Genomic DNA, 23262 nt, shown 5'->3' on the forward strand with positions numbered 1-23262 from the left:
CATGCCTAATGGGTGACTAATGCCTTACTTTTTACCGAAACGGATGCGGCGGGTGGTGCCGAAGACGGTCGCGGAGGCCGCGGCCAACGCGCCGATCAGCAGGGTGACCAGGGAACCGACGTTCATTCCGGTCACGCCGACGGGCTGAGCGGCACTCATCAGACCCAGGTCACGGATCGGCAGGTCACCGGCCGGGGTGGAGGACGTCAGGCCCGTGACGGGAGCCAGCGGCGAGCTACTGTCGGCCGCCGCGGCCCGCTTGCTCACCGGGGTGGCGGGCATGACGGGGAGCTCGGGCAGACCGGCGGCGGCCGGAAGCCGGGACTGGCCCGCCTCCTGGGCACCGCGGGCGTCGGACAGCGACGCCTGACCGGCCTCGCCGCCGATCCCCGGAACGGCGGGGAGGACGGACAGCAGGCTACTGGTCCTGTGCCTGCTGGGCTTGCCGTCCCAGTCGCCTCGGCCGCCGTTGTGGCCGCCCTTGGCGCCCCGGTGACCACCCTCGTGGCCACCCCAGTGACCGCCGTTGTGGCCGCCCCACTGGCCACCGCCCGGCCCTCCGGCACGGGAGCCGCCGAGGCAGCCCGCGGCGGCGTCGCCCAGGACGGCGACCGCGTTGCCGCAGATGTTGATCGGCGCGGTGATCGGCGCGACCACCTGGTTGCCGCCCAGGACGCTGCCCTGCCCGGAGGTGCGGTTGCCACCGGCCCCCGCACCCGCGCCGCCGGAGACCGAGGCGCCGCCCCTGCACCCGGCCGCGGCCCGGCCGAGCACGCCCACCGCGTTGCCGCAGACGTTGATCGGCACGGTGATCGGCGCCACCACCTGGTTACCGCCGCCGATGCTGTGATCACCGTTCGTACGGTTGCCACCGGCACCGCCGCCACCGGGACCACCGGTCCCGACGGACGCACCACCCTGGCAGCCGGCGAAGGCTCCACCCAGCACGGCCACCGCGTTGCCGCAGACGTTGATCGGCGCGGTGATCGGCGCCACCACCTGGTTGCCGCCCAGGACGCTGCCCCGCCCGGAGGTGCGGTTGCCGCCCGCACCGCCGCCGCCCTGGCCCGTCCCCGCGGACGAACCGCCCGGGCAGCCCGCCTGGCCGCTGCCGACGGCGCTGCCGCAGACGTTGGCGGGCGCGGTGATCGGCGCGACCACCTGATTGCCGCTACCGGCTCCGAAGCGCCCGTCGGTGTCGTTTCCTGGCCGGCCGTAGCCCGAGCCGGGGCCGCCGGGACGCGGGCCGCGCTCCCAGCCGCCGCCGTGGCCGCCGTGGTCTCCATGCCCCTCGTGACCGCCGTAACCCGGCTTACCCGGCCAGTCGGGCTTGCCAGGGCCGCCGTGCTCTCCGGGGCCACCCGGCCGTCCCGGACCACCGGGGTGCCCGGGACCACCAGGCTGTCCGGGCCCGCCAGGCTGTCCGGGACCACCGGGGTGCCCAGGACCACCGGGGTGCCCAGGACCGCCAGGGTGCCCGGGTCCACCGGGCTGCCCCGGCCTGCCGGGCCTGCCGCCGACGACCTCGGCACCGCCCTCGCAGCCGGAGAACGCCTCGCCGACGACGGCGACCGAGTTGCCGCAGATGTTGATCGGCGCGGTGATCGGCGCCACCACCTGGTTGCCACCCAGGACGCTGCCCCGCCCGGAGGTGCGGTTGCCACCGGCACCGCCGCCGCCACCGCCCTGATTGCTCACCGAGGCACCACCCCGGCAACCGGCGGTTGCCCCACCGAAGATCGCGAAAGAGTTGCCGCAGGCGTTGATCGGCGCAGTGATCGGCGCGACCACCTGGTTGCCGCCGCCGATGCTGTGATCACCGTTCGTGCGGTTGCCACCGGCACCGCCGCCGTTCCCGCCCTGGTTCCGCACCGAGGCACCGCCTCGGCAGCCCGCCTCGGAACGGCCGATCACCGACACCGCGTTGCCGCAGGCGTTGACGGGCGCGGTGATCGGCGCCACCACCTGGTTGCCACCCAGGACGCTGCCCCGCCCGGAGGTCTCGTTGCCCCCCGCGCCGCCGCCACCGCCGTTCTCGACGGACGCGCTGCCCTCGGAGGAGGCGGCCGACTGTCCGGCCACAGCGACGGCATTTCCGCTGATGTCGATCGGCAGGGTGATCGGAAGGTTGACCTGGTTGCCTCCGGCGATCGAGTGGTCACCGTCGGTGTCGGCGAAGGCCGTACCGCCGCCCATGGCCATGACACCCAGTGCGAGCAGTGCCGCAGGGGCCGTGCCCCTAACCCACGTACGCATGATTGAAGCTCCTAGCAGTCTCGGGGGGACCTTGAACCCTCGTGAGGGCATGCGAGAGCCATGCGAGGACCGGACAGGTCCGCACAGCGGAGGCCCAGGCGGGCCGTCATGAGGAGTTGGGAACTGGCTGGCTCGTCGGCCTGCTCGTCGCTCACCGGTGGAGCGGCTCTCCTGGGGACGGAGGATCGAGACAGGCTCCGCGACCGGCGGATCACTCGAAAGGAGATCAGGCCGGTCTACAAGACGATGTCAGTCAGGAGAGAAGGAAGGGTCGTCCGCCGCTGTGCGGACGACCGGGGGGAGCACGAACGCCAGCGGAACACGCTGTGTCGCCAGTCGCGGGTCGTAGGCGAACCACGCGACATCCCCCGGACCCGAGCCGAAGAGGCCGGATCCACCACCGCTCTGGGGCACGAATCCATTGCTGCCAGAACCGTGGTCGACGGTGGCGGGTGCCGGGACCCCCGGCTTGGACTGGCTGGTGAGCCCGTCCACACCTCGCCCCGCCATGGCTTCGGCGTTGTCCGTCGCCGACGGTTTGCCGCTGCCCGTGGGGAAGTCATCGACCTTTGAAGCCGATCCGGAAGCGGCAGCGTCAAGGGTCTGGGAACGGGCCACTCCTGTCGCCGCGGTGGCGTCCGCGACCGCGGGAGTGGCACTGAGAAAGCCGAAGACGATCGCGAGCAGCCATGCGGCGGCCAGGAGGCCGCCGATGGCGAGGGCTTGCCTGATGCCCCACCGGGTGCCGGCCGCGAACCGCGCCATCCGGTCAGCCCGGTCGGGGATCGTGTCGTCGACGGAGAAGGCCACGGGCACGCGTCGAGCAGCGGGCGAGGACGCCCTCCACTGCTCGTGCGGCACGTGCACCACATGGCCTCCCAAAGCTCCTGGACAGGCCCGCTTGGACACGAGCCACCCTTCAACGGAGAGTCACGTTAGCACTACATGGAGTCAACGCAACGGATTTCCCGAGAACGGATCAGCAGCCGTCCAGGAATCGGTCAAGAACCCGAACCCCGAACCGCAACGAATCCACCGGCACCCTCTCGTCCACCCCATGGAACATCCCGGAAAAGTCCAGGTCGGCGGGGAGCTTCAGCGGCGCGAACCCGAACCCCCGGATTCCCATCCGGCTGAACGCCTTCAGGTCCGTACCCCCCGACAGCGTGTACGGCACGGCCAGCGCGCCCGGGTCCTCGGCGAGGAGGGCGTCGGCCATCGCGCGCACCAGCGGCCCGTCGAAACCGGTCTCGATGGCGATGTCGTGGTAGATGAACTCCCTGGTCACATTGGGGCCGAGCAGTTCGTCGACGGTCTGGAAGAACTCGTCCTCATATCCCGGCAGGAAGCGGCCGTCCACGTGCGCGGTAGCGGCCTGGGGGATCACATTGGCCTTGTAGCCGGCCTCCAGCATCGTGGGGTTGGTGGTGTTGCGCAGCGTGGCGCCGATCATCCGCGCCAGCGGCCCCAGCTTGGCGACGGTCTTCTCCGCGTCGTCCAGGTCAAGCTCCAGCTCCAGCGCCCTGGAGGTCTCCTCCAGGAACGTCCTCACCGTCTGTGTCATCCGTACCGGCCACTCGTACCGGCCGATGCGGCCCACCGCCTCGGCCAGCTCGGTGACCGCGTTCTCCGCGTTGAGCATCGAGCCGTGCCCGGCCCGGCCGGTGGCGGTCAGGCGCATCCAGGCGATGCCCTTCTCCGCCGCCTCGATCAGATAGAGCCTGCGCGCCTCGTCGATGGAGACGCTGAACCCACCCACCTCACCGATCGCCTCGGAGCACCCGTCGAACAGGTCCTTGTGCTCTGAGACCAGCCACTGCGCGCCGTAGTGGCCCCCGGCCTCCTCGTCGGCGGTGAAGGCCAGCACCACGTCCCTCGGCGGGCGACGCCCCTCGCTGAGCCGCTGTCGTACGACCGCGAGGATCATCGCGTCCATGTCCTTCATGTCGACCGCGCCGCGCCCCCAGACGCAGCCGTCCGCGATCTCACCGCTGAGCGGGTGGTGGGCCCAGTCGGCGGCGTTGAAGGGCACGACGTCCAGATGTCCGTGCAGCAGCAGCGCGTCCCGCGAGGAGTCCTCCCCCGCGATGCGAGCGATCACGTTGGCCCGCCCCCTGTCCGACTCCAGGATCTGCGGCTCCAGCCCGACCTCGGCCAGTTTCTCGGCCACGTACTCGGCGGCGGCCCGCTCCCCGGGCCCCGAATTGTCACCCGCGTTGGTCGAGTCGATCCTGATCAGGTCGCGGCACAGCCCGACGACCTCATCCTCACCGTTGAGCGTGGCCATGTGGACTCCTTGAGTTCGGTACGGCTTCCACCCCCATCCTCCCGCCGTACCCTCCTTCCCGGCACCCCGTCCGCACCCGCCCTCCTACCGATATGACGCAAGCTCAAGAGTTTGCTAACCTAAGTCCGCCGACGCGGGATGACGGTCCCGCGTGCAGGCACCACGTCCGGGTGGCGGAATAGGCAGACGCGCTAGCTTGAGGTGCTAGTGCCCTTTGCGGGGCATGGGGGTTCAAGTCCCCCCTCGGACACCAGATGGGTCCCGAAACTGTGCAGGTCACAGGTTCGGGACTTTGTCATTTCAGTCTCGATTCTGCTTGTGATACCGCCGCTGATACTGATCATGGTTTTAGACCCCTGAAACCAGGGTCGCGAACGTGTCTGCGGCATCCCGCTGATTGCCAGGAAGCACGTGGGCGTAGACCCCGAGGGTCACGACCGCGCCCGTGTGGCCGAGCCGCTCAGACACGACCTTGATCGGTACACCCTTGGCGAGCAGAAGCGTGGCATGAGCAGACTGAAGAGTTCGAGGCGGCTCTCGGCAAGGTCGCGCAGTAGCGGCTTCGGCTGGCGCCCCTGCCCTTTCGTGGTGAGGGGGTGTCGTCGTACCTGGCACACCAACAGAACGACGTTCACTGGCCAACCCGCGGCCCCTTTCAACCGTCCTCACCTACCCGTCCGCCACAGCACAGGAGCGCTCGCATGAGAATCGCCGGCTCGATCGTCGTCGCTGCAGTCGTTGCCGCTCTCGCCGGGTGCGGGGCGGGTGCGGACACTGCGGCACCTGTCGTGACCGTCACCGCGCCAGCACCTGTGGAGAAGAGCCCTAAGCCGATCGAGCAGGACGACAAGGAGCCCGATCCCACTCCGGCCGAGGAGAAGGAAGAGGCGGCGGAGAAGAAGGTCCTGCCGGACGTTGTCGGGATGAACCTGCAGGAGGGGCAGGACACCATGCAGGCTGCGGGGTTCTACATTCTGAACGACAAGGACGCCACCGGGCAGAACCGCTTCCAGGTGTACGACCGCAACTGGGTGGTGACCAAGCAGACGCCGGCCGCCGGACGGAAGGTGACGGTCGACACGCTGATCACCTTGTATGCGAAGAAGATCGGCGAGTAAGACGAGTAGTGCGCGGCGCCCCGCCCTTCGGGGGGCATCATCGTGTCCGGACCCCTCACAGGGGGCGATGAGGACTCGGCAGCAGGGACCCGGACATGACGGAGTACCTGTCGTTATGACCACCCCTCACAGAGGTGACGAGGACTACGGCCCGGGGCTGAGCCCCTACCCGCCTAACAACCGTTGCGACCCCTTGAAGGGGCAATGAGGACCCGTTGTGGCGTGCCCGGCTCGTTCACATGGCGTCGTTGCGACCCCTCTTAGGGGCGATGAGGACCAGCGGCAAGCGGCGGCTTCTGCTACCAGCAGCCGGACACCACCACCGACTACAAGTGCACAGGCCCATTCGACCTCAGCAGCAGCCTGGGACTGTGGGTCCACAGCTTCAACGGCCTGGACCCCAAGGGCACGATCACCGTCAAGCACACCCTGCACGGAGGCACCTATCCCGCGGGCGGCGGAGCTCAAGACCGCGTCACGGTGAATTACCAGTACCAGCCCTGAACCCAACAACGCCCCGCCTGCCCTCCGCGAGGAGGACGAGCGGGGCGCTCACGTGTTCAGGCCAGGCGAAATAACCTCGACAAACGCACCATCCGGCCGAAATATGGAGAACCGGTATCTCCTCAAGCCCGGTAGCCGGTGCTCATCTGAAGGTGTTCTCCTTCCCGAATGTGAGGAGTCACCCACAATGAAGATCCGCCGATTACATTCCGCTGTACTCGCCGTGGCGCTGAGCGCCAGTGTCCTGGCCAGTACCGCGCCCGCCTTCGCCGCCACCCAGACCAGCGCGGCCGTGGCCGCCGGGGGCTGGCCGACACCGGACTGGTACCTGCAGGGCCCCTACCAGACCCTGGCCGCCTGCGACCTCGCCTACGAGGACGCTGCGCAGAACGGTCAATACACCGGGCTCGTCTACTGTCACTGGTTCCGCGGGGGTGGCCCTTATCTGGCGGGCTTCTACTACGAGGTATACATCCCCTGAGCTTCAACAGGTGTGATGGGCGAGCCCCAGCCACCAGTGCGGCGAGGCACGCCGCACACTCAGGCCTTGGCGGCCTTCTGCAGGCGCATCCACGCCGCGTTCCGGTTCAACGTCTCCGGGGCGACCAGGCGTGCTTCTCATACCTCTGCCAACCGCTGCCGTTGTTTGTCCGTGATCTCAGCCTCGCCGGCCACGATCGCCGTTGACGGCGAGAGCGCGTCCGTCATCTCCTGTACTGCGGCGTCCGCCTCCCCGTAGGCGCGCTGCGCTTCGATCGGGTCGTCAGGGATCTCATAGTCAGCCGTCGGCGCTCTCCCCCGGGGTGTTGCGACGACCACTAGAAGGGAAGGGAGACCGGGCAGGGCGCTTCTCGTTCGGTCAGGTGCGGGCCGCTTTCAGCAGGGCCGTCTTGGCGGCGTGCCGGTCACGCACCGTCGCCCACCACGAATGCCGGTTCATCTTCATCGTCTCCAGCGCGGTCAGCCGAGCCTCGCGTACCTCGGCCAACTGGGCGGCCTGCTCCTCCGTCATGGCCCGCTCCAAGACCTCCTGCGAGGACGGCAGTGCGTCCGTCACCTCCTGGACGCGCGCCTCGGCCTCGTCGTATTGGCAGTTGGTACTCTCGGCCGGATTCGAACCGGCGCCCGCCGCCCGCCGAAGCGGGCGTGTGTCCTCGGCCGCTAGACAACGAGAGCACCGCAGCCCCAGGGCCCCGCCGTCCGGCGGGAACTCCCCAGGGCCACTTCCAGACGTCACCGCAGTGCGCCGGCTACGTGCAGGAGGACGGAGTCGAACCGCCACAGCCGAAGCGTCCGGGTTACAACCGAGTGAGCTCACCACGTGCTCAGCCCCTGCATGTTGAGGTGAGACTACCGAGCACCCTCGACAGCTTCACCTCGTTTTCGCCGCCTACCGCTGCGACATCGGCAGATCCGGGCGCGGCTCATGCTCCGCCCGATACCCCGCCACCGCCGCGATCGCCGTCGGGATCAGCGGCGCCACCAACACCTGCACCCAGCCCGGCAGGAAATCGATCAGCGACAGGTCACCCTTGACCAGCTCCAGGATCAGCAGCAGCTCACTGTCCAGCAGCGAGGCGGCGGGGCGGGCGCGCAGGATCGCGTAATGTGCGGCGAGCTGTTCGGCGGCCATGGGCAGCGTCACCGCGGAGCTGAGCGCGTGCGCGCCGGAGTCGCTGAGTTCGGGGCTCGTCCACCAGGATTTCTCGCCGTCGGTGTAGGCCGGCAACCCGCGGAAGACGGAGTGCCGGAGCGGAGTTCGTGCACGTCGGCTGAGATGCCATGCCCAGGCAGGCCTGGGCGGCGATGGCGACCCGGCCGTCGTCCAGCGTGGCCAGGAACCTCGAACGTCCTCGGTAACTCCTCAGGGGGCGGAGGGCTCAGCGGGGGCGCCGGGTCCGGGACAGCAGGGCCTCGGTCGCGCGTCTGGCCTCGGGGGAGGTGAACAGCCGCGCGGACAGGTCGACCATCTCCTGGCCGAACTCGTCCATCCGGGCGCGCATCGGGGCGGTGAGCAGCGCCTTGGCCTCGCGCAGGCCCTGTGGGCTGCCCAGCAGCAGGTCCTCCAGGTACGCGTCGACCGCGACGTCCAGCTCGGCCTCGGGCACGGCGCGGGTCAGCAGCCCGGCCCGCTCGGCCTCGGCTCCGCCGAAGACCCGGCCGGTCAGCAGGTAGTCTGCGGCGGCCCGGTCGCCGAGCCGGGGCAGCACGGTGAGACTGACCGCGGCGGCGGCCAGCCCAAGGCGAACCTCGGTGAGGGCGTAGCTGCTCTCCAGCGACCCGACGGCGACGTCGGCGGCGGCGACCAGGCCCAGGCCGCCGGCCCGGACCGTGCCGTGTACCCGCGCCACCACCGGCTTGGGCATGGTCACGACGAGACGCTGCACCTCGACGACACCCTCGACGATCGGGGTCATCGCGCCGGAGCGCACCGCCGCGAGGTCGGCGCCGGAGCAGAACGAGGGGCCGTTGGCGCGCAGCACGACGACCCGGACGGCGTCGTCGGCCGCGGCCCGCCGCAGCAGTGCGGTCAGCTGGTCCAGCAGCGGGCGGGACAGCGCGTTGCGGTTGGCGACCGAGTCCAGGGTCAGCACCGCGACACCGCGCTCGCGGTCCGCGTCGTACCCGACCAGCGCGGGTCCGGCGCCGGTCCCGCCCGTCCCGGGGGCGCTCATCGGGGCGCCCTGGGCAGGCCCAGGCCCACGGTGGCGATCAGCTCGCGCTGGATCTCGCTGACGCCGCCGCCGACCGGCAGCTTCAGCTCGGTCTTGAACGCGTGGTCGGTGTCGCGCAGCACGGCGGCGGTCAGCTCGTCGGCGGGGTCGCCGTACCGCTGCACCAGCTGTGCGATCCGGGCGCCGGCCTCGACCAGCCGCTCAGAGTTGTACAGCTTGTTCACCGAGGCGTCGGCGGCGCCCAGCGTGCCGGTGCCGGTGTCGGCGACGATCCGCCAGTTGAGCAGCTCGTTCGCGGTGACGATCGCGTCGAGCTCGGCGAGCGCCCGGCGTACCTCGGGCAGGTCGGCCATCCGGCGCCTCCCGCCCGGCCCGCCCAGCGGCGTCTCGGCGGCCCAGTGCCGGAGCCGGTCCAGGTGTGCCTGGATCTTGCCGGCCGGGCCGACGATGAACCGCTCGGAGTTGAGCTGGCTGACCACCACCGACCAGCCCTTGTTCTCCCGGCCGATCAGCCGGTCCGCGGGTACCCGGACGTCGTCGAAGTAGACGGCGTTGACCTGGTGCGAGCGGTTCAGCGTGCGGATGGGCGTCCAGCTGACGCCGGGCAGGGCGGTGTCGAGCAGCAGGATCGAGATGCCCCGGGTGCGCGGCTCCTCGGGGTCGGTGCGGCAGGCCAGCCACAGGTAGTCGGCGGTGTGCGCGCCGGAGATGAACATCTTCTGGCCGTTGACGACGTAGGAGTCGCCGTCACGCCGGGCGGAGGTGGTCAGCGAGGCCAGATCGGTGCCGGAGCCGGGCTCGCTGTAGCCGATGGAGACCTGCAGGTCGCCGGCGAGGATGCGCGGCAGGAACTCCCGCTGCTGCTCCGGAGTGCCGAACTCCTGGAGTGCCGGGCCGACCGAGTAGACGGTGACCAGCGGGTAGGGGACCTCGTACCGGAAGGCGGTGCTGACCACGATCTGGTCGGCCATCGGGCCGAGGCCCCGGCCGCCGTGCTCCTCCGGCCAGCCCAGGCCGAGCCAGCCGTCGCGGCCCAGCCGCCGGGACACCGCCCGGTAGGCGGGGCCGAACTCGTCCTCGTGCAGCTGGGCGCGCTCCTGCTCGGTCACCACGCCGGCGAAGTAGGCGTCCGCCTCCCGCTGGAGCTCGCGCTCCTCGGGGGTCAGGTCGATGTACACGCTGGTGTCCTCTCTCAGCTGACCCGGACGGAGCCGGCCGCCGCGTCCAGGCAGGCCTCGGTGCCGCCCAGGAACTGGCCGAGGGCGAGCCCGCCGGTGACGTACCGGTGCAGCGGGTGGTCGATGTCGAGGCCGGTGCCGCCGTGCAGGTGCTGGCAGGTGAGCAGCGCCGGGACGGCGTCGTGGCAGACCAGGTAGCAGGCGGACGACAGGCTGCGCCGGGCCTCGGCGGTGCGGCCGGCCGCCAGCTGCCAGGCGGCGGCCAGGTAGGTGTTCTCCAGGATGCGCTGCGCCGTGAAGACGTCGCCCATCTGCATGGTGACCGCCTGGAACTGGGCCAGCGCGCGGCCGAACTGCTTCCTGGCCTTCACGTGCTCGGCGGTCAGCTCCATGGCGCGCTCCAGCAGGCCGGAGGCGGTGGCGGCCACACCCAGCAGCGCGGACAGCTCCAGGTGTCCGGCGGCCTCGGCGGCCAGGGCCGGCCCGCCCAGCAGCGCGTGTCCGGGCACCGCCACCGCGTCCAGGGCGATCCGGGCGGTGGGCACGTGGTCGGTGACCGGGTGCGCCGCGACGGCCAGCCCCGGGGCGGCGGCGTCCACCACGAAGACCCCGACGGTGCCGTCCTCCGGTCCGCTGGTGATCCGCGCCGGGACCAGGATCGCCTCGGCCTGCGCGCCGAACGGGACGTAGGTCCGCACCCCGGTCAGCCGGTGGCCGCCGTCGTACGGCTCGGCCGTCACGTCCGTGTCCAGGGCCCGGCCGCCGCCGGGCCCGCGGACCGCGCCGGTCACCAGGGCGCCGCCCTTGGCCACGCTCCCCAGCAGGTCCCGGTGCCCGGTGCCGCCGTACCTGGCCAGGGTGTGCAGGCCGTAGGCCAGCACGGGCAGCGCCGGAACCATGCCGCCGTACCGGGCCGCCTGCCGCAGCACGGCGGCCAGCACCACGGCGTCGGCGTCGGTGCCGCCCAGGTCCTCGGGGAGGAACGCCTCCAGGACGCCGGCCCCGGCCAGGCTGTGCCACGCCTCCTCGGAGTACCCGGCGGCCTCGAACTCGGCCGAGGCGATCCGCTCGTCCGGCAGCCCGCGGGCGAGCAGACCGCCCGTCAGCCCGCTGAGGGTCTCCGCCGTCTCGTCCAGTCGGAAGTCCACGTCGATTCCTCCTAGGCCTCGTCGCCGATCCGCACCGGGAAGCGGACGTAGCCGATGTCGCCGGCGGAGGTGAACAGGCCGCGCTCCCTGGCGTGCGGGGAGTCCGCCAGCTCCAGCGGCGACAGCACCCGCATCACCGGGACGTCGGCGGCCTCCAGCGTCTCGATCAGGGACTTGGCGTCCCGGCCGCGCACCGCCGCGGCGATCCTGGCGTTGATCTCGCGGGTGTCGCCGTGTTGTCGGAGGAGGTCACGCCGGGCTTCTGGCCGGAATCGATCAGGTCCTGCTCACGCCGGTTGCAGATCGTCTGGCCGGCTGATCTGTGGATCGAATGCGACCCCTCGCACGGTACGACCGGCCTTCAACAGGTCCAGGACCTTCCGGCGGAACTCAGCGGGATATCTCCTTGACATGCCGACCTCTGCTGAAAGGGGCAGAGGCGCGGCAGTCAACCAGAGCGACTCCACGGAACCGGGGGCACATCAAAGCCCGGGACGATTCAGCTCTCCGCCAGAACGATCACGCTGTCGTCCTGGGCGAGCGTCAGAGGGTCGGATTTGGGCGGGTTAAGAAGCACCCCATAGGAAGGCGCCTCCTCACCATGACGCTTGAGACGGTAGCCGATTGCGGTTTCGCCGCGACGCCGTGCGGCCTCGACAACCGTAGCGAAGTTCGCCTCTTTCCCCGGAATGAGATAATCAGAGGATGGCTTGAGATAAATCTCAGATCCGTCCGGCTCGAAAAGATGGGTGAACACCGCATTAAGGTGCTTATTCTCCGCCATCTGGGTGAGCAGTAGACTGATGAGCTTGGTGCTGACGATAAAGTCGTCAGCCTTGGTGACCTGGGCGACTTCCCTGTTGCCGTCGTCGTTCATCTCGGTCACGATCGAATAGGGGTCTCCGAGTTGCACCTCGATGTCTCGCAGATGCAGCAAAGTCACCAGGGTGCGGTCATCGGCGTTCCCGGGATCGGTGCTGTCATCTGACAGCACCACGATGTGCTCATAGCTGCCCAGATCAAGCGTTTCCAGCGATCGCCTACTCGTCAGTTCACAGGGTTTGTAGCCGATCACCAGGTTGGTACGGCCCTCCGTGAGGAGTACGGTGGGCCGTGTGGGCGCGGCGATGTCGAGAGTGGACCCGGGCTCGACCAGGCGATCCAATAGATCGATGATTTTCGGGGCACGGGAATTCCAGCCGATGAACAGAGTTCGATCGGGTTCCGGGGTGCGAGCAGGAACCATGGCGATCGCGGACTCCAGGATAGGGACCGGCGTATCGGCCAACTGGATGAGCAGGTCGTCCTCGGCGATCATAATCATCTGGTCTTGATCGCCGATTGGAGTACTCATGGACGGGTTGATCAGCACATCTCCGTCACTGCGCAGAATGCCAACCGGACTGCCGAGTTGGTAGGCATCAAGCGTCTCGCCGTAGGTCTTTCCGATCAACGCGGGCTCGGCGCGTATGTAGAACTCATTGCCGGCGAAGTCGAGCAGATCGGCGCACACGGTGGACAGACCCGCCTGCCGGTGGGACTGCACGACAAGCCGGACGGCGATGTCGTCGGCGTCGATGACCTGGGCCTCGGGACCGGCGGCAAGCTTGGCGGCCGCGAGATTCTCCGAGTCTTGGACGGCGGCGACCATATGCGGCCGTCCGTGAGGCCAGGATCGGTTGCTCAGCAGCAGCAGAGACTTGATCACATTGATGTCGGAATCGTCGCCGGGGGGCGACAAGACCATGATCGCTCGCGCGGTTTCCGGGCTCACCAACTCCAGATCGTTTCGATTGAGGGGATTGCCGGAGCGGCAAATGACCCGCGTGCGCCCTGTGTCGCCGATCTGAGCGCGGATCTGCTCATCCATGTCGACCTTGTCATGGTCGGCGAGGATCACCACACACGAGCGCCGCTGGCTTTGGTTGGCTTTGGCCAGCTCCGCCACGACCGTGAACACCTGGTCCGACCAGCCGAGCAGCACGGTATGGCCACGCTCGATCACGCGGGAGCGCCCCTTGCGCAACTCGGTGATCCGGTTCTCCAGGCCCGTGGTGAGCACACCGATCAATGAGCTGACAATGAAAACCCCGCCGATCGTGACCGTCAGCATGAGCATCAGGAACATCGCGCTGCCGGTGTCTCCGCCCATCGTCCCTGGATCGATCGCGCGCATCAGGGTCATCCAGGTGATGCCGAGCCAACCGCCGTTGGAGATGACGTCATCGCGTGCCAGCAGCAGCACGCCCCCCGTGACTACGATGATCAAGAGCAGTGATGCCAGGGTGAGCCAGCCGATCAGAGCCGGGGTGCCCCGATCCATCGTACTGTCGAACCAATATCGCAGCCGGCCCCGGAATCTCGCCCGCACCCCTGCCCCCTCCAGTGTTGACTTAAGAACGGAAAGGACCGTATCAGCGGCCGTCCCGGCCGGTGAATCTTCACTACAGAAACCCCCTTATGTGAGGGTTTGTCCTCTTTTGCCATCAGCTCTTCACTTGCCTCAGGCCGGGTATCTCCGCAGGCAAGGTGCCCTGTTCCCAACCTGAAATGCACCCTTTGGCAGTGATAAAGCCCCCTCACCTCACCTGCCACTTCACCCCATTTCACGACGAGCGACTACACCGGCTTCGCACCCGACTGCGGGGCGTCCGTCCCCGCCACCCGGACAACATGCCAGGGCCGTGCTCGACGAGTACACGGCGCTTCAGTCGGTTGGGTGGTCAACAACCACAGATTCCACCATCCGGAATGATCTCAGCCCCTCAATGCGGCGTTCCTGCGCATGAGGGCGGCCTGCCCGCCCCATCTGCACCACTGAAATTTTCATACCTCCGCTGAATTCTTCATGCCAAGGAGCAGGTCAGCGGTACGGCCTGGGGAAACGTCCTGTACACGCACGCGAAACAGGCCAAACATGGGAGCGCTCCCATATGAGCGTTTCCTCCATGGAAGGCTTGAAGATGAAGACACTGCGTTTGTGGGCTCTGTCCACAGCGGTCGCGCTCCTGGCGGCGATCGGGGTGGCCGTCACCTCGCCCGCGGCCCAGGCGGCGGTCGCCTGTTCCGTGACCTACACCAAGGCCTGGGACAACGGCAGCGGGTTCGGCGCCAACATCACGATCAACAATCTCGGCGATCCGGTCAGCCCGTGGACGCTGCGCTACACCTGGCCCGGCAACCAGCAGGTCACCCAGGGCTGGGGCGGAACCTGGACTCAGTCGGGCCAGAGCGTGACCGTGACCGCCCCGTCGTACGCCCAGGGCCTGGGCACGGGAGCCGGCGTCACCGTCGGCTTCAACGGCAGCTACAGCGGCACCAACACCAACCCCACCGCTTTCGCCGTCAACGGCGTGGCCTGCGGCGGTACCCCGACGCCGACGCCCACCCTCACCCCGACCCCCACACCCACACCGACACCGACACCGACACCGACGCCCGGCAACGCACAGGCTGTCGTGGCCGCGATGCAGCCCGGCTGGAACCTGGGCAACTCCCTTGATGCCACCGGCGCGGACGAGACCTCATGGGGCAACCCGCGCATCACGGCGGCGCTGCTCGACAACATCAGGGCACAGGGCTTCAACAGCATCCGGATCCCGGTGACCTGGGGTCAGTACCAGGGTGGGGCGCCCAACTACACCATCAACGCGACGCACATGAACCGGGTGAAAGAGGTCGTCGACTGGGCCCTCGCCGACGGTTTCTACGTGATGATCAATATCCATCACGATTCGTGGCAGTGGATCCAGAACATGCCGGGCGACCGCACGAACGTACTCGCTCGGTACAACGCGATCTGGACCCAGATCTCCAGCACGTTCCGGAACTCCTCCGCCAAGCTGGTGTTCGAGAGCGTCAATGAGCCGACCTTCACCGGCAGTTCCGGAGACGCCCAGAACGCGACGCTGCTGAACGAGCTCAACACGTCCTTCCGAAACATCGTGCGCCAGTCGGGCGGCAACAACGCGACTCGGTTGCTCGTCCTGCCGACCCTGCACACCTCGGCCGACCAGGCCAGAGTCGACGAGCTGGTCAGCACGTTCAACGCGATGAACGACCCCAACCTCATCGCGACGGTCCACTTCTACGGGTACTGGCCGTTCAGCGTCAACGTCGCCGGCGGCACGCGCTTCGACGCCACCGTTCAGCAGGACCTGACCGGCGCCTTCGACCGGGTGTACAGCGCCTTCGTGACCCGCGGCATCCCCGTGATCATCGGTGAGTACGGCCTGCTGGGCTTCGACCGGCACACCGGCACGATCCAACAGGGCGAGAAACTGAAGTTCTTCGAGTTCCTCGGCCACTACGCGCGTACCAGGCAGATCACCACCATGCTGTGGGACAACGGCCAGCACTTCAACCGGACCTCGTTCCAGTGGGCCGACCCCGAGCTGTTCGCGCAGATCAAGTCCAGTTGGACGACGCGCTCGGGGACAGCCTCGTCGGATCAGGTGTTCAACGCCAAGGCGTCCGCCATCACGAGCAAGACGCTCACGCTGAACCTGAACGGCACCTCGTTCGTGGGGATCCGCCAGGGCAGCACGGATCTGGTACGCGGCACCGACTACACCGTCTCGGGCGACCAGCTCACGTTCACCGCATCCGCGCTCACCCGGCTGACGGGCTCCCGGGCCTACGGCGTCAACGCGACGCTGTCGGCTCGGTTCTCCCAGGGCGTCCCATGGCGGATCAACATAGTCACCTACGACACGCCGACCGTGCAGAACGCGAGCGGAACAACGAGCTCCTTCGCCATCCCCACCACGTTCAAGGGTGACCAGCTCGCCACCATGGAGGCCAAGTACGCCAACGGCACCAACGCCGGCCCCCACAACTGGACGTCGTTCAAGGAGTTCGACGTCGCCTTCGCGCCCAACTACAGCACCAACACGATCACGCTGAAGCCGGAATTCTTCGCCGAGGTCAACGACGCCTCAAAGGTCACGCTCACCCTCCACTTCTGGAGCGGCACGACCGTGACCTACTTCGTCACCAGGTCGGGAAGCACGGTCACCGGTACCACGACCTGACCGAGCGGGCTCCCCGCCCAGCAGTGTCCCGGCGGGCCACGGTTCAGGAGAACGGATCGTGGTCCGCCGGCATCCCAGGCCATACCGGAACGTACGCCTGCGACCTCATCCGGCCGATGTTCGGCTTGACGTACAGCCGAATGATCATTTGAGGGGCCGTGACCTGACCTGCACGGCGTGCGCCTCGATCCAGTCATCCAGGTACTCCACCATCGTGATCGCGTTCCGATCGACGTGGACGCCTTCTCACACCGGGGCCGGCGATGCGAAGACCGCTCCACACGGAGGGTGATCATCGGAGCACGAACGGCGTTTACGGCAGTTTTAGGCGGCCTGATGCATTGTTCTCCTATTACAGCTAGTGGGAGGAAGAAAGATGACCTCTGGGTCGGACGAATTCAGCACCGCGGAAATGCTGGCGAACGAGCCACCCAGGCGCCGCATCCCCCGCTCCGCACTGCTCATCGCCACCACCGCACTCGTCGTGGTCACGGGTGCCGGCGTCGCCACCGCGGCCGCGTTCTCGCCCTCGCCCTCGCCGTCCTCGACACCCACGGCCGGCGACACCGCGACACCGTCGGCGGCCCCGTCCGAGACATCTTCCGACAAGGCGCCGGGACAGGGCCGGGGCCGGGGCCACAGGATGGGCTTCGGCGGACCTTCCATCCACGGCGAGTTCGTCGTGCCCGACGGCGAGGGCAGGTACGTGACCGTCGCCACCCAGTACGGCGACGTCACGGCCGTCGACCAGGACTCGATCACGGTCAAGAGCGAGGACGGCTACACCAAGGAGTACGCGATCAACGGCGACACCCGGATCAACCGCCGCGGTGAGGACGGCGACGCGGTGAAGACCGGGCAGAAGGTCATGGTCATGGCGAAGGTGGACGGCAGCACGGCCACCGCCGTCGCGATCCACGACGCGACCATGCGCGACGGGCAGGGCCGACACGGCAAGGGAGGCCAGTGGCACGGCAGGGGAGACCGCTCGCACCACGACCACCAGCCCGGCCAGTCACCGACCTCTTCACCCACGCCGACCTCCTGAGCGCTGGGAATCACCCCCGTCCCATGCCCCCCGACGCGGCATGGGACGGGTTACCGCCCCCTGAAGAGAGCCGGCGTTGGCCCTGCGCCGACGCCTCGGCCGCCCACCGACGACAGCCCTCGTCGAGGGTGTGATCCGTGGAGACGCCATCGACGGAGGAGAGGGCGGTCCGAACACGCGGTGATCTCGACGCCACGGTTTCGGCGATGTCAGTCCGGTCGTGGGGCCGGGTTGGCGGTGACCGAGCGGAGCAGGGGCCGTGACAACGCGCCCGCCCCCAGCACCCCGGCGAACCCCACGGCGACAGAGGTCAGCAGCATGACCGCCCCGCTCACGCTCATCGCCGCGTACACGAACGGCAACGCGCAGAACATGCCGATCAGGATGGAACCGCCGCCCATCACCGCGAGGGGAACGAGAGTCTCGGTACGCCGCGCCCGATCCAGCACTTCGAGCGGGGTCCCGGCCAGGCGGAGCAGGGCGTACGCCTGCCGCCGGTCGAGCACCGACGAGGCAGCCGTGATCCCCGCGCTCGCGATCGCCACCAGGAAGGAGACCCCGAGCACGACCAACGTCCCGGTGCGGACATCGTCGAGCAGACGGATGCCCTGCCACTGGTCGTCCACCGGCGAGGTGGCGATGCGCCCCGGCACCAGGCCGGCGAGTGCCGTACGGGCGGTGTCGACCCGCACGGTGTATCCGTCACCCGAGGGCAGGCTGATCGTGAGCGTCCTCTCCTTCGCCCGGCCGGACCCCGACCCGCCGGAGGTCGTGACGTGAGCGTCGACCCCGGCTCCGGAGAGCCGTTCCCTCGCCTGCTCCGCGAGGGCGGCCGCCTGGGCGTCGGGGACCACAAGGCGCAGGCCGGCCGTGGAGGGGGGAGCGCTCAGCAGGTCGGACGACGGGCTCAGCAGCCCGACGAACCCGGCGATGAAGCCGGTCAGTGCCACTCCGCTGACGGTCCGCCAGGCCGACTTCGGGTCGTCGACCAGGCGGCGGCCGGCCAGCAGCCTGGCGGGCCGCCGCGCCGTACGGGTGGTGATTCGGCCGATGACGCCCACCACCCAGGGCCCGACGAGGTTGACGCCGAGGAAGGCCAGCCCGAGCACGCCCGCGACGACCGTTACCGACGTGTTCCGGAACGACAGCGGGACGGCGATCAGGATCACGAACAGCGCGACCACCCGGACGAACCGCATCGCGGGCGGCGTCTCCCGTTTCGCCACCCCGAGCGGGCTGACCACCACCCGCCGCAGCCCGACCACCGCCGACAGGCCGACCAGCAGGGGTACGGCCAGCAGTACGCCGAGCACGGGGAGGATTCCGGGCCACAGGTCGGCGGCGAACCACGACCCGCCGGCCATCTCGATCCGGCTCAGCAGCGGAATGGCCGCGCCGTACAGCACCAGGCCGAGCACGGCCCCGCCGAACGCCGTGATCACCGCCTCGGCGACCGTCATCATGACGACCTGCCACGGCGTCGCCCCCACCAGCCGCAGCGCGGCCAGCCGCTGGTCCCGCCGCGCCACGGTCAGCCGGGCCGCCGCGCCCCCGAACACGAGCAGCGGCACGACCATCAGCACGCTCGCGATGAGCGCCATGATCTGGTAGACGACGGTCTCGTCGCCGGCCCTCCCCGCGAAATCACTGATCTTCGTCGGCGGCGTGGACGTCAGCGGGTGGTCCGTCCGGGAGGCCGCCATCGCGGGGTCGGCGGCCGTGCGTCCCACAACGGCGACGAGCTCGTCCGGGTACAGCAGCCCGTCGTCCCCGATCGTGCCCGCCACCTTGCCGGGAAAGCGCGCGGCGAGCTGCCCGGTCGGCAGTTCCCTCATCAGCTCCGCGAGCCCCGGCGACACCCACACCTCACCCGGCCTGGGCATCCGGCTCATCCCCGGCGGCCTCACCCCGGGAGCGTCCCGCAGCGGCGCGACGTCCACGACCGTGATGCTCAGGTCCCGGACGTAGTCCTTGGCCGTGGCCTCGATCGCGACGGGCGTCCCCTTGGCCTCCACCGGGTTGCGCCACGCCTCCCGGTCGGCGCGCGCCGCGAAGGCGACGTTGGCGGCCAGCGCGAACATCAGCAGCGCCGACGAGATCGCCACGGCCGTGGCCGTCAGCCCCGTCCCCAGCATCGACTGGCGTCCGCCGCCGCGGAGCAGCCGCCAGCTCAGCTCCAGCAGGTTCCTCACGCGTTCCCCCCGGACAGCGCCTGGGGGTGGTCCTGCCTCTGGCCAGGAGCGAGGATCATGCCGTCGCGGACCTCGACGACCCGGTCGCACCACCGGGCCACCTCCGGGTCGTGGGTGACGACGACCAGGGACGCGCCGTTGTGCTTGGTGGCCTCGACCAGGATGCGCATGATCTCATGGCCGGTGGCCTGGTCGAGGGCGCCGGTGGGCTCGTCCGCGAAGATCACGGCGGGGCGGGTGACGAGCGCGCGGGCGATCGCGACCCGCTGCGCCTGCCCTCCGGACAGCTCGCCCGGCCGCCGCCCCTCCATCCCGCCCAGTCCGAGCGGTCCGAACCACGCCCGCGCCTCCGGTACGGCTCGCCCTCGCGCCGTCCCGCCGAGCATCAGCGGCAGCGCGACGTTCTCGTCCGCCGGCAGTTCGGGCAGGAGCTGCCCGAACTGGAACACGAATCCGAACCGGGTACGGCGCAGCGTGCTGCGAGCACGCTCCCCTATCGTGTCGATCCGTTCTCCCAGCAGACGCACCTCTCCGGAATCCGGCTTCATGATGCCCGCGAGGCAATGCAGCAGGGTTGATTTCCCCGACCCGCTCGGCCCCATGATCGCCAAAGCCTCCGCGCGGCCGATCCCGACATCCACCCCCGCCAGGGCGACGGCCGGTCCGAACCGTTTGACCAGGCGGTGGCCGGAAAGCACGAATTCACTCATGCCTCCGACCCTGGCCTGCCCGCCCTCTCTCCCGGATCGGCCGACCGGCTGATCGTCCATGTCCCGCATCGGCCGAAAGTCCACCCTGGTAAAGACGCCACCCGGGTGCGGTGGCGGCCGGAAACATCACCGGCTGAAAGGCCACGCCGCCGGTTGGGACCGGGAGCAGCGGAACGTCACTTCGCCCGCGGCGGTGGCGACGCCTATCCGGTTCCAGGCGTTGATCGCGGCGATCGTCCACAGCAGATGGACCAGTTCGGTGTCGTCGAAGTGCTCGGCGGCCGCGTCGAGGACCTCGTCGGGAACGCCCTTCTCCGCGATCAGGGTCACGGACTCGGTCAGTGCCAGGGCCGCGCTTTCGGCTTCGGTGAACAGTGGGCTCTCACGCCAGGCCGACAGGGCGTCCAGACGGCGCGGGTCCTCTCCCGCGTCCAGGGCGGCCCGGGTGTGCAGGCCACGGCAGAACGCGCAGCCGTTGAGCTGTGATGCGCGCACCCGCACGAGCTCGACGAGGGCCGGCTCCAGTCCCTCGCACGCGGCCGCGTCGAAGACCGTCATGACGGAGTGGACATACGGTGCCGTGGCGTGCACGTTGACGCGCGGCTTCATCGGGCCTCCATCGGGCGGCGGCCCTGCACCGAGTAGATCACGCACGAGCCGGCCCGGAAGCCGGGGTCGGCCAGCAGGACGCGCACGTCGGCGAGTTGCCGGTCGGTCATCCCCTCCTGGACGAACTGATCACGCAGGTGCCGGGTGTGGTGGGCGACAAGGTGCACCCCCGGGGAATCCGAGTGCCACAGCTCCAGCCTGGGCAGCGGATCGATGTCGACCAGGCCGGCACGGCACATCGCGGCGGCTGCGTGGCGCCCCCACGCCACATCGGCGCCCGCGCGGGTCATCAGGCGGATCTTGGCCTCCATGAACGTCTCGTAGAGCCGCCGCGCGGCGGGGTCGGGCATCAGCAGCGCGGGACCGTAGGTGATGTCGAACTCGTCGAGTTGGAGCACGCCGCCGGGTTTGAGCGCGCGTACCAGGCGGTCCAGCACGGCGAGGCGTTCGGGCAGGTGCAGCAGGACCAGCCTGGCGTGTACGAGGTCGAACTCGGCTTCGGGCAGCGGGTCGCGCACGATGTCGTGGCGCAGGATCTCAAGGCCGGGGACGGCGGGAATGCGCTCGGGCTTGATGTCGGTGGCCACCACGCTCCCGGTGGGACTCACCCGCCGAGCCAGCCACACCGCCACACTGCCGCCGCCCGCCCCCACCTCCAGACACCGCCACCCCGGAGCGACCCCGGCCTGGGCGAGGCGGTCCGTGGTCATCGGGTCGTAGGCGCGGGCCAGGCAGCGGTGCTGGTCGAGGGCGTGCTCACCGTGATTGTCGAAGACGTAGCGCGACGCGCTCGTCCCGGCGGCGGTGACGGTTGGGTGCATGGGTCACTCCTCGGTCGGTATGAGAGAGCCGGGGACGGCGGACTCGGCCGCGATGCGGGCGAGGGTGGCGGCGCAGACCTTGCCGGTCGGGCCGAGCGGCAGTTCGGGCAGCACCACGAACCGTTCGGGCAGTTTGCGCGGCTCCAGGCCACGCTCGTCGCGCAGGTAGGCGGTCAGTACGGCCGGGGACGGCGACGGGACGCCGTTCTTCGGGGCCACACACGCGCACAGGCGCTCACCCAGGTCCGGGTCGGGGACCGGCACACAGCACACGTCCGCGACATCGGGGTGGGTGCCGAGCTCGCGCTCCACTTCGAGCGGAGAGATGTTGAGCCCGCCCCTGACCACCACACGCCGGATCCGGCCGACGACCCACAGCGTGCCGTCGGCTTCCAACCGGCCCAGGTCGCCGGTGCGTACCCACCCGCCCGCGGCCCGGTAGCGGTCGTCCAGTTCGGGTGCCGCCACGTGGCACAGCGGGCTCATCGGTCCCAGCGCCCAGATCTCCCCGATCTCCCCGGCGGGCACCGGTCGCCCTTCGCGGTCCCGGACGGTCACCTCGGTCACGTCGAGGTCGGGGCGACCGGCCAGCCCGGGACGCCACCGGCCGGGGTCGCCTCCGGTATGGCAGTTGACACCGTCGGTGGACCCGTAGACGTTGACGACGGGCCGGTCGAACCGCCGTACGCAGGCGTCCCACGCCTCCTGATGCAGCGGCGCCCCGCTGGCGATCACGGCCCGCAGGGACGACAGGTCCGCGTCGGCGTGACCGTCGAGATCGGCCATGCGGCGCAGCATCGTGGGTACGCCGAGCAGGTGGCTGGGGCGGTGCCGCTCGATCGCACGCAGCGCGGCGGCGGGGTCGTAGCGGGACAGCAGCACGAGGGTGCCGCCGTGCCTGGCCAGGGTCACCGAGGTCCCGCAGGACCCGAACGAGGACGCCAGGGAGACCAGCAGCAGATTGCGCATCGGCTCCGGGCCGAACCGCAGCGCCGCCAGGTAGTTGCCCCGCCCGCCCGCCATCGCGTTGTGCGAGTAGGCGACCATCTTGGGCTCGGCCTCCGAGCCCGAGGAGACCAGGATGCGTGCGGGCGCCTCCGGGTCGGGGCGGGTGGGACGCCAGCGCCGGACCTCGTTCGCTGCGGGACGGTCCAGGCCGCGCGCCCCTGTCACGGGCCGGCCGAACGTCCACAGTTCGCGAAGGTGCGGCATCTCGCACCGCCGGTCGCGGGTCGCCTCGACCGTGGCCGGGACGGTGATGAGGGCTCCGGCCCGGGACCTGGCGAGCAGGGCGACGACGTCGCGAAGCCCCCGGGCGTCGGGAATGGGCAATGCCACGGCGCCGATCGCCGCGACCGCGAGCTCGGCCACCACCGCGTCGCGTCCGTTGGGCAGCAGGACGCCGATGATGTCAGCCGAGCCCCAGCCCGCCCCGGACAGGGCGGCGGCGGCGCGGCGGACCCGGATATCCAGCGCGGCGTAATCGAGGGTGCCCGCCTCGTCGATGACCGCGGGGCGGCCGGGCGCCGTCCGGACATGCTCACCGAACAGGGTGTACAGATCCCGGCCGGGGCACAGTCCACGCGCGGTCCACTCCGCGCGCAGCCGTCCGGGAACACGATCGGTCAGGACGATGCCGTTGGCGGAGGTCCAGGGCGGCGCATTGACGGGTCTCATCGGGCG

General features: G+C 69.6%; 19 protein-coding genes, 3 tRNA genes and 1 pseudogene. 5 read left to right on the forward strand and 18 right to left on the reverse strand.

The window, feature by feature from the left end; translation table 11 throughout:
- Nucleotides 1–24: 24 nt before the first annotated feature.
- The 3 genes from ABZU75_RS00360 to ABZU75_RS00370 all read right to left on the reverse strand — a co-directional run bounded on the left by ABZU75_RS00360 (nucleotide 25) and on the right by ABZU75_RS00370 (nucleotide 4543).
- Complete coding sequence (locus ABZU75_RS00360; RefSeq protein ID WP_355547391.1) at nucleotides 25–2256, reverse strand: chaplin family protein; 2232 nt, start codon at nucleotides 2254–2256, stop codon at nucleotides 25–27.
- Between the two features lie 249 nt (nucleotides 2257–2505).
- Nucleotides 2506–3126: a hypothetical protein gene (locus ABZU75_RS00365; protein WP_355547394.1), complete on the reverse strand. Its 621-nt coding sequence runs from the start codon at nucleotides 3124–3126 to the stop codon at nucleotides 2506–2508.
- Nucleotides 3127–3235: 109 nt separating this feature from the next.
- On the reverse strand, nucleotides 3236–4543 hold the full coding sequence (locus ABZU75_RS00370) for a M20/M25/M40 family metallo-hydrolase (RefSeq protein ID WP_350952876.1): 1308 nt from the start codon (nucleotides 4541–4543) through the stop codon (nucleotides 3236–3238).
- 164 nt (nucleotides 4544–4707) lie between these two features.
- On the opposite strand from ABZU75_RS00370, the gene ABZU75_RS00375 reads away from it, so the two are divergent.
- The 3 genes from ABZU75_RS00375 to ABZU75_RS00385 all read left to right on the forward strand — a co-directional run bounded on the left by ABZU75_RS00375 (nucleotide 4708) and on the right by ABZU75_RS00385 (nucleotide 6646).
- Nucleotides 4708–4796, forward strand: a tRNA-Leu gene (locus tag ABZU75_RS00375).
- Nucleotides 4797–5244: 448 nt separating this feature from the next.
- Nucleotides 5245–5661 (forward strand): PASTA domain-containing protein, encoded by a 417-nt coding sequence (locus ABZU75_RS00380; RefSeq protein WP_355547398.1) that lies wholly within the window; start codon nucleotides 5245–5247, stop codon nucleotides 5659–5661.
- Nucleotides 5662–6388: 727 nt separating this feature from the next.
- Nucleotides 6389–6646: a hypothetical protein gene (locus tag ABZU75_RS00385; protein ID WP_355547401.1), complete on the forward strand. Its 258-nt coding sequence runs from the start codon at nucleotides 6389–6391 to the stop codon at nucleotides 6644–6646.
- 137 nt (nucleotides 6647–6783) lie between these two features.
- Here ABZU75_RS00385 and ABZU75_RS00390 read toward each other — a convergent pair whose 3' ends face one another.
- From ABZU75_RS00390 to ABZU75_RS00435, 10 genes and pseudogenes are all read right to left on the reverse strand, one after another.
- Nucleotides 6784–6984: a hypothetical protein gene (locus tag ABZU75_RS00390; RefSeq protein WP_355547404.1), complete on the reverse strand. Its 201-nt coding sequence runs from the start codon at nucleotides 6982–6984 to the stop codon at nucleotides 6784–6786.
- A 40-nt stretch (nucleotides 6985–7024) separates the two neighbouring features.
- Nucleotides 7025–7222 carry a hypothetical protein gene (locus ABZU75_RS00395; protein WP_355547407.1) on the reverse strand — a complete coding sequence of 66 codons (198 nt, stop codon included), beginning with the start codon at nucleotides 7220–7222 and terminating at the stop codon, nucleotides 7025–7027.
- 38 nt (nucleotides 7223–7260) lie between these two features.
- Nucleotides 7261–7341, reverse strand: a tRNA-OTHER gene (locus ABZU75_RS00400).
- A 79-nt stretch (nucleotides 7342–7420) separates the two neighbouring features.
- Nucleotides 7421–7501, reverse strand: a tRNA-Tyr gene (locus tag ABZU75_RS00405).
- A 54-nt stretch (nucleotides 7502–7555) separates the two neighbouring features.
- Nucleotides 7556–7894 carry a hypothetical protein gene (locus ABZU75_RS00410; protein WP_355547410.1) on the reverse strand — a complete coding sequence of 113 codons (339 nt, stop codon included), beginning with the start codon at nucleotides 7892–7894 and terminating at the stop codon, nucleotides 7556–7558.
- Between the two features lie 151 nt (nucleotides 7895–8045).
- A complete protein-coding gene (locus ABZU75_RS00415; protein WP_355547413.1) occupies nucleotides 8046–8840 on the reverse strand; it encodes an enoyl-CoA hydratase-related protein in 795 nt (264 codons plus the stop codon).
- Nucleotides 8837–10018 (reverse strand): acyl-CoA dehydrogenase family protein, encoded by a 1182-nt coding sequence (locus ABZU75_RS00420; protein ID WP_355547416.1) that lies wholly within the window; start codon nucleotides 10016–10018, stop codon nucleotides 8837–8839. Before ABZU75_RS00420 ends, ABZU75_RS00415 begins: the two co-directional genes overlap by 4 nt.
- A 14-nt stretch (nucleotides 10019–10032) precedes the next feature.
- The gene (locus ABZU75_RS00425) at nucleotides 10033–11166 is read right to left on the reverse strand and encodes an acyl-CoA dehydrogenase family protein (protein WP_355547419.1); all 1134 of its coding nucleotides are present in this window, start codon (nucleotides 11164–11166) and stop codon (nucleotides 10033–10035) included.
- 11 nt (nucleotides 11167–11177) lie between these two features.
- Nucleotides 11178–11390 (reverse strand): annotated as a pseudogene (locus ABZU75_RS00430) (CoA transferase); the annotation flags it as partial.
- Nucleotides 11391–11665: 275 nt separating this feature from the next.
- Nucleotides 11666–13489: a potassium transporter TrkA gene (locus ABZU75_RS00435; protein WP_355547422.1), complete on the reverse strand. Its 1824-nt coding sequence runs from the start codon at nucleotides 13487–13489 to the stop codon at nucleotides 11666–11668.
- Nucleotides 13490–14129: 640 nt separating this feature from the next.
- Between ABZU75_RS00435 and ABZU75_RS00440 the strand changes: the two genes are divergently transcribed.
- Together ABZU75_RS00440 and ABZU75_RS00445 are read left to right on the forward strand one after the other, a co-directional pair.
- On the forward strand, nucleotides 14130–16199 hold the full coding sequence (locus ABZU75_RS00440; RefSeq protein ID WP_355547425.1) for a cellulase family glycosylhydrolase: 2070 nt from the start codon (nucleotides 14130–14132) through the stop codon (nucleotides 16197–16199).
- Between the two features lie 376 nt (nucleotides 16200–16575).
- Entirely contained in the window at nucleotides 16576–17247 is a 672-nt protein-coding gene (locus ABZU75_RS00445) for a hypothetical protein (protein ID WP_355547428.1), read from the forward strand.
- A 209-nt stretch (nucleotides 17248–17456) separates the two neighbouring features.
- Here the strand turns inward: ABZU75_RS00445 and ABZU75_RS00450 are convergent, their stop codons facing one another.
- The 5 genes from ABZU75_RS00450 to ABZU75_RS00470 all read right to left on the reverse strand — a co-directional run bounded on the left by ABZU75_RS00450 (nucleotide 17457) and on the right by ABZU75_RS00470 (nucleotide 23256).
- Nucleotides 17457–19439 carry an ABC transporter permease gene (locus ABZU75_RS00450; RefSeq protein WP_355547431.1) on the reverse strand — a complete coding sequence of 661 codons (1983 nt, stop codon included), beginning with the start codon at nucleotides 19437–19439 and terminating at the stop codon, nucleotides 17457–17459.
- Nucleotides 19436–20149, reverse strand: coding sequence for an ABC transporter ATP-binding protein (locus ABZU75_RS00455; protein ID WP_355547434.1), 714 nt, complete (start codon nucleotides 20147–20149; stop codon nucleotides 19436–19438). Before ABZU75_RS00455 ends, ABZU75_RS00450 begins: the two co-directional genes overlap by 4 nt.
- Nucleotides 20150–20275: 126 nt before the next feature.
- Complete coding sequence (locus tag ABZU75_RS00460; protein ID WP_355547437.1) at nucleotides 20276–20758, reverse strand: carboxymuconolactone decarboxylase family protein; 483 nt, start codon at nucleotides 20756–20758, stop codon at nucleotides 20276–20278.
- Entirely contained in the window at nucleotides 20755–21579 is an 825-nt protein-coding gene (locus ABZU75_RS00465) for a methyltransferase domain-containing protein (protein ID WP_355547440.1), read from the reverse strand. The genes ABZU75_RS00460 and ABZU75_RS00465 overlap by 4 nt, the downstream gene beginning before the upstream one ends.
- Nucleotides 21580–21582: 3 nt before the next feature.
- Nucleotides 21583–23256 carry a class I adenylate-forming enzyme family protein gene (locus tag ABZU75_RS00470; protein ID WP_355547443.1) on the reverse strand — a complete coding sequence of 558 codons (1674 nt, stop codon included), beginning with the start codon at nucleotides 23254–23256 and terminating at the stop codon, nucleotides 21583–21585.
- Between the last annotated feature and the right edge of the window lie 6 nt (nucleotides 23257–23262).

Source organism: Streptosporangium sp. NPDC005286 (assembly GCF_040607515.1).
Classification (GTDB): domain Bacteria; phylum Actinomycetota; class Actinomycetes; order Streptosporangiales; family Streptosporangiaceae; genus Streptosporangium.

What these genes read in the sequence shown, in the direction of transcription:
- ABZU75_RS00360 (WP_355547391.1), bottom strand. Translation starts at nt 2,256, where the DNA reads ATGCGTACGTGGGTTAGGGGCACGGCCCCTGCGGCACTGCTCGCACTG.
- ABZU75_RS00370 (WP_350952876.1), bottom strand. Translation starts at nt 4,543, where the DNA reads ATGGCCACGCTCAACGGTGAGGATGAGGTCGTCGGGCTGTGCCGCGAC.
- ABZU75_RS00380 (WP_355547398.1), top strand. Translation starts at nt 5,245, where the DNA reads ATGAGAATCGCCGGCTCGATCGTCGTCGCTGCAGTCGTTGCCGCTCTC.
- ABZU75_RS00415 (WP_355547413.1), bottom strand. Translation starts at nt 8,840, where the DNA reads ATGAGCGCCCCCGGGACGGGCGGGACCGGCGCCGGACCCGCGCTGGTC.
- ABZU75_RS00435 (WP_355547422.1), bottom strand. Translation starts at nt 13,489, where the DNA reads ATGGATCGGGGCACCCCGGCTCTGATCGGCTGGCTCACCCTGGCATCA.
- ABZU75_RS00440 (WP_355547425.1), top strand. Translation starts at nt 14,130, where the DNA reads ATGAAGACACTGCGTTTGTGGGCTCTGTCCACAGCGGTCGCGCTCCTG.
- ABZU75_RS00445 (WP_355547428.1), top strand. Translation starts at nt 16,576, where the DNA reads ATGACCTCTGGGTCGGACGAATTCAGCACCGCGGAAATGCTGGCGAAC.
- ABZU75_RS00455 (WP_355547434.1), bottom strand. Translation starts at nt 20,149, where the DNA reads ATGAGTGAATTCGTGCTTTCCGGCCACCGCCTGGTCAAACGGTTCGGA.
- ABZU75_RS00460 (WP_355547437.1), bottom strand. Translation starts at nt 20,758, where the DNA reads ATGAAGCCGCGCGTCAACGTGCACGCCACGGCACCGTATGTCCACTCC.
- ABZU75_RS00465 (WP_355547440.1), bottom strand. Translation starts at nt 21,579, where the DNA reads ATGCACCCAACCGTCACCGCCGCCGGGACGAGCGCGTCGCGCTACGTC.
- ABZU75_RS00470 (WP_355547443.1), bottom strand. Translation starts at nt 23,256, where the DNA reads ATGAGACCCGTCAATGCGCCGCCCTGGACCTCCGCCAACGGCATCGTC.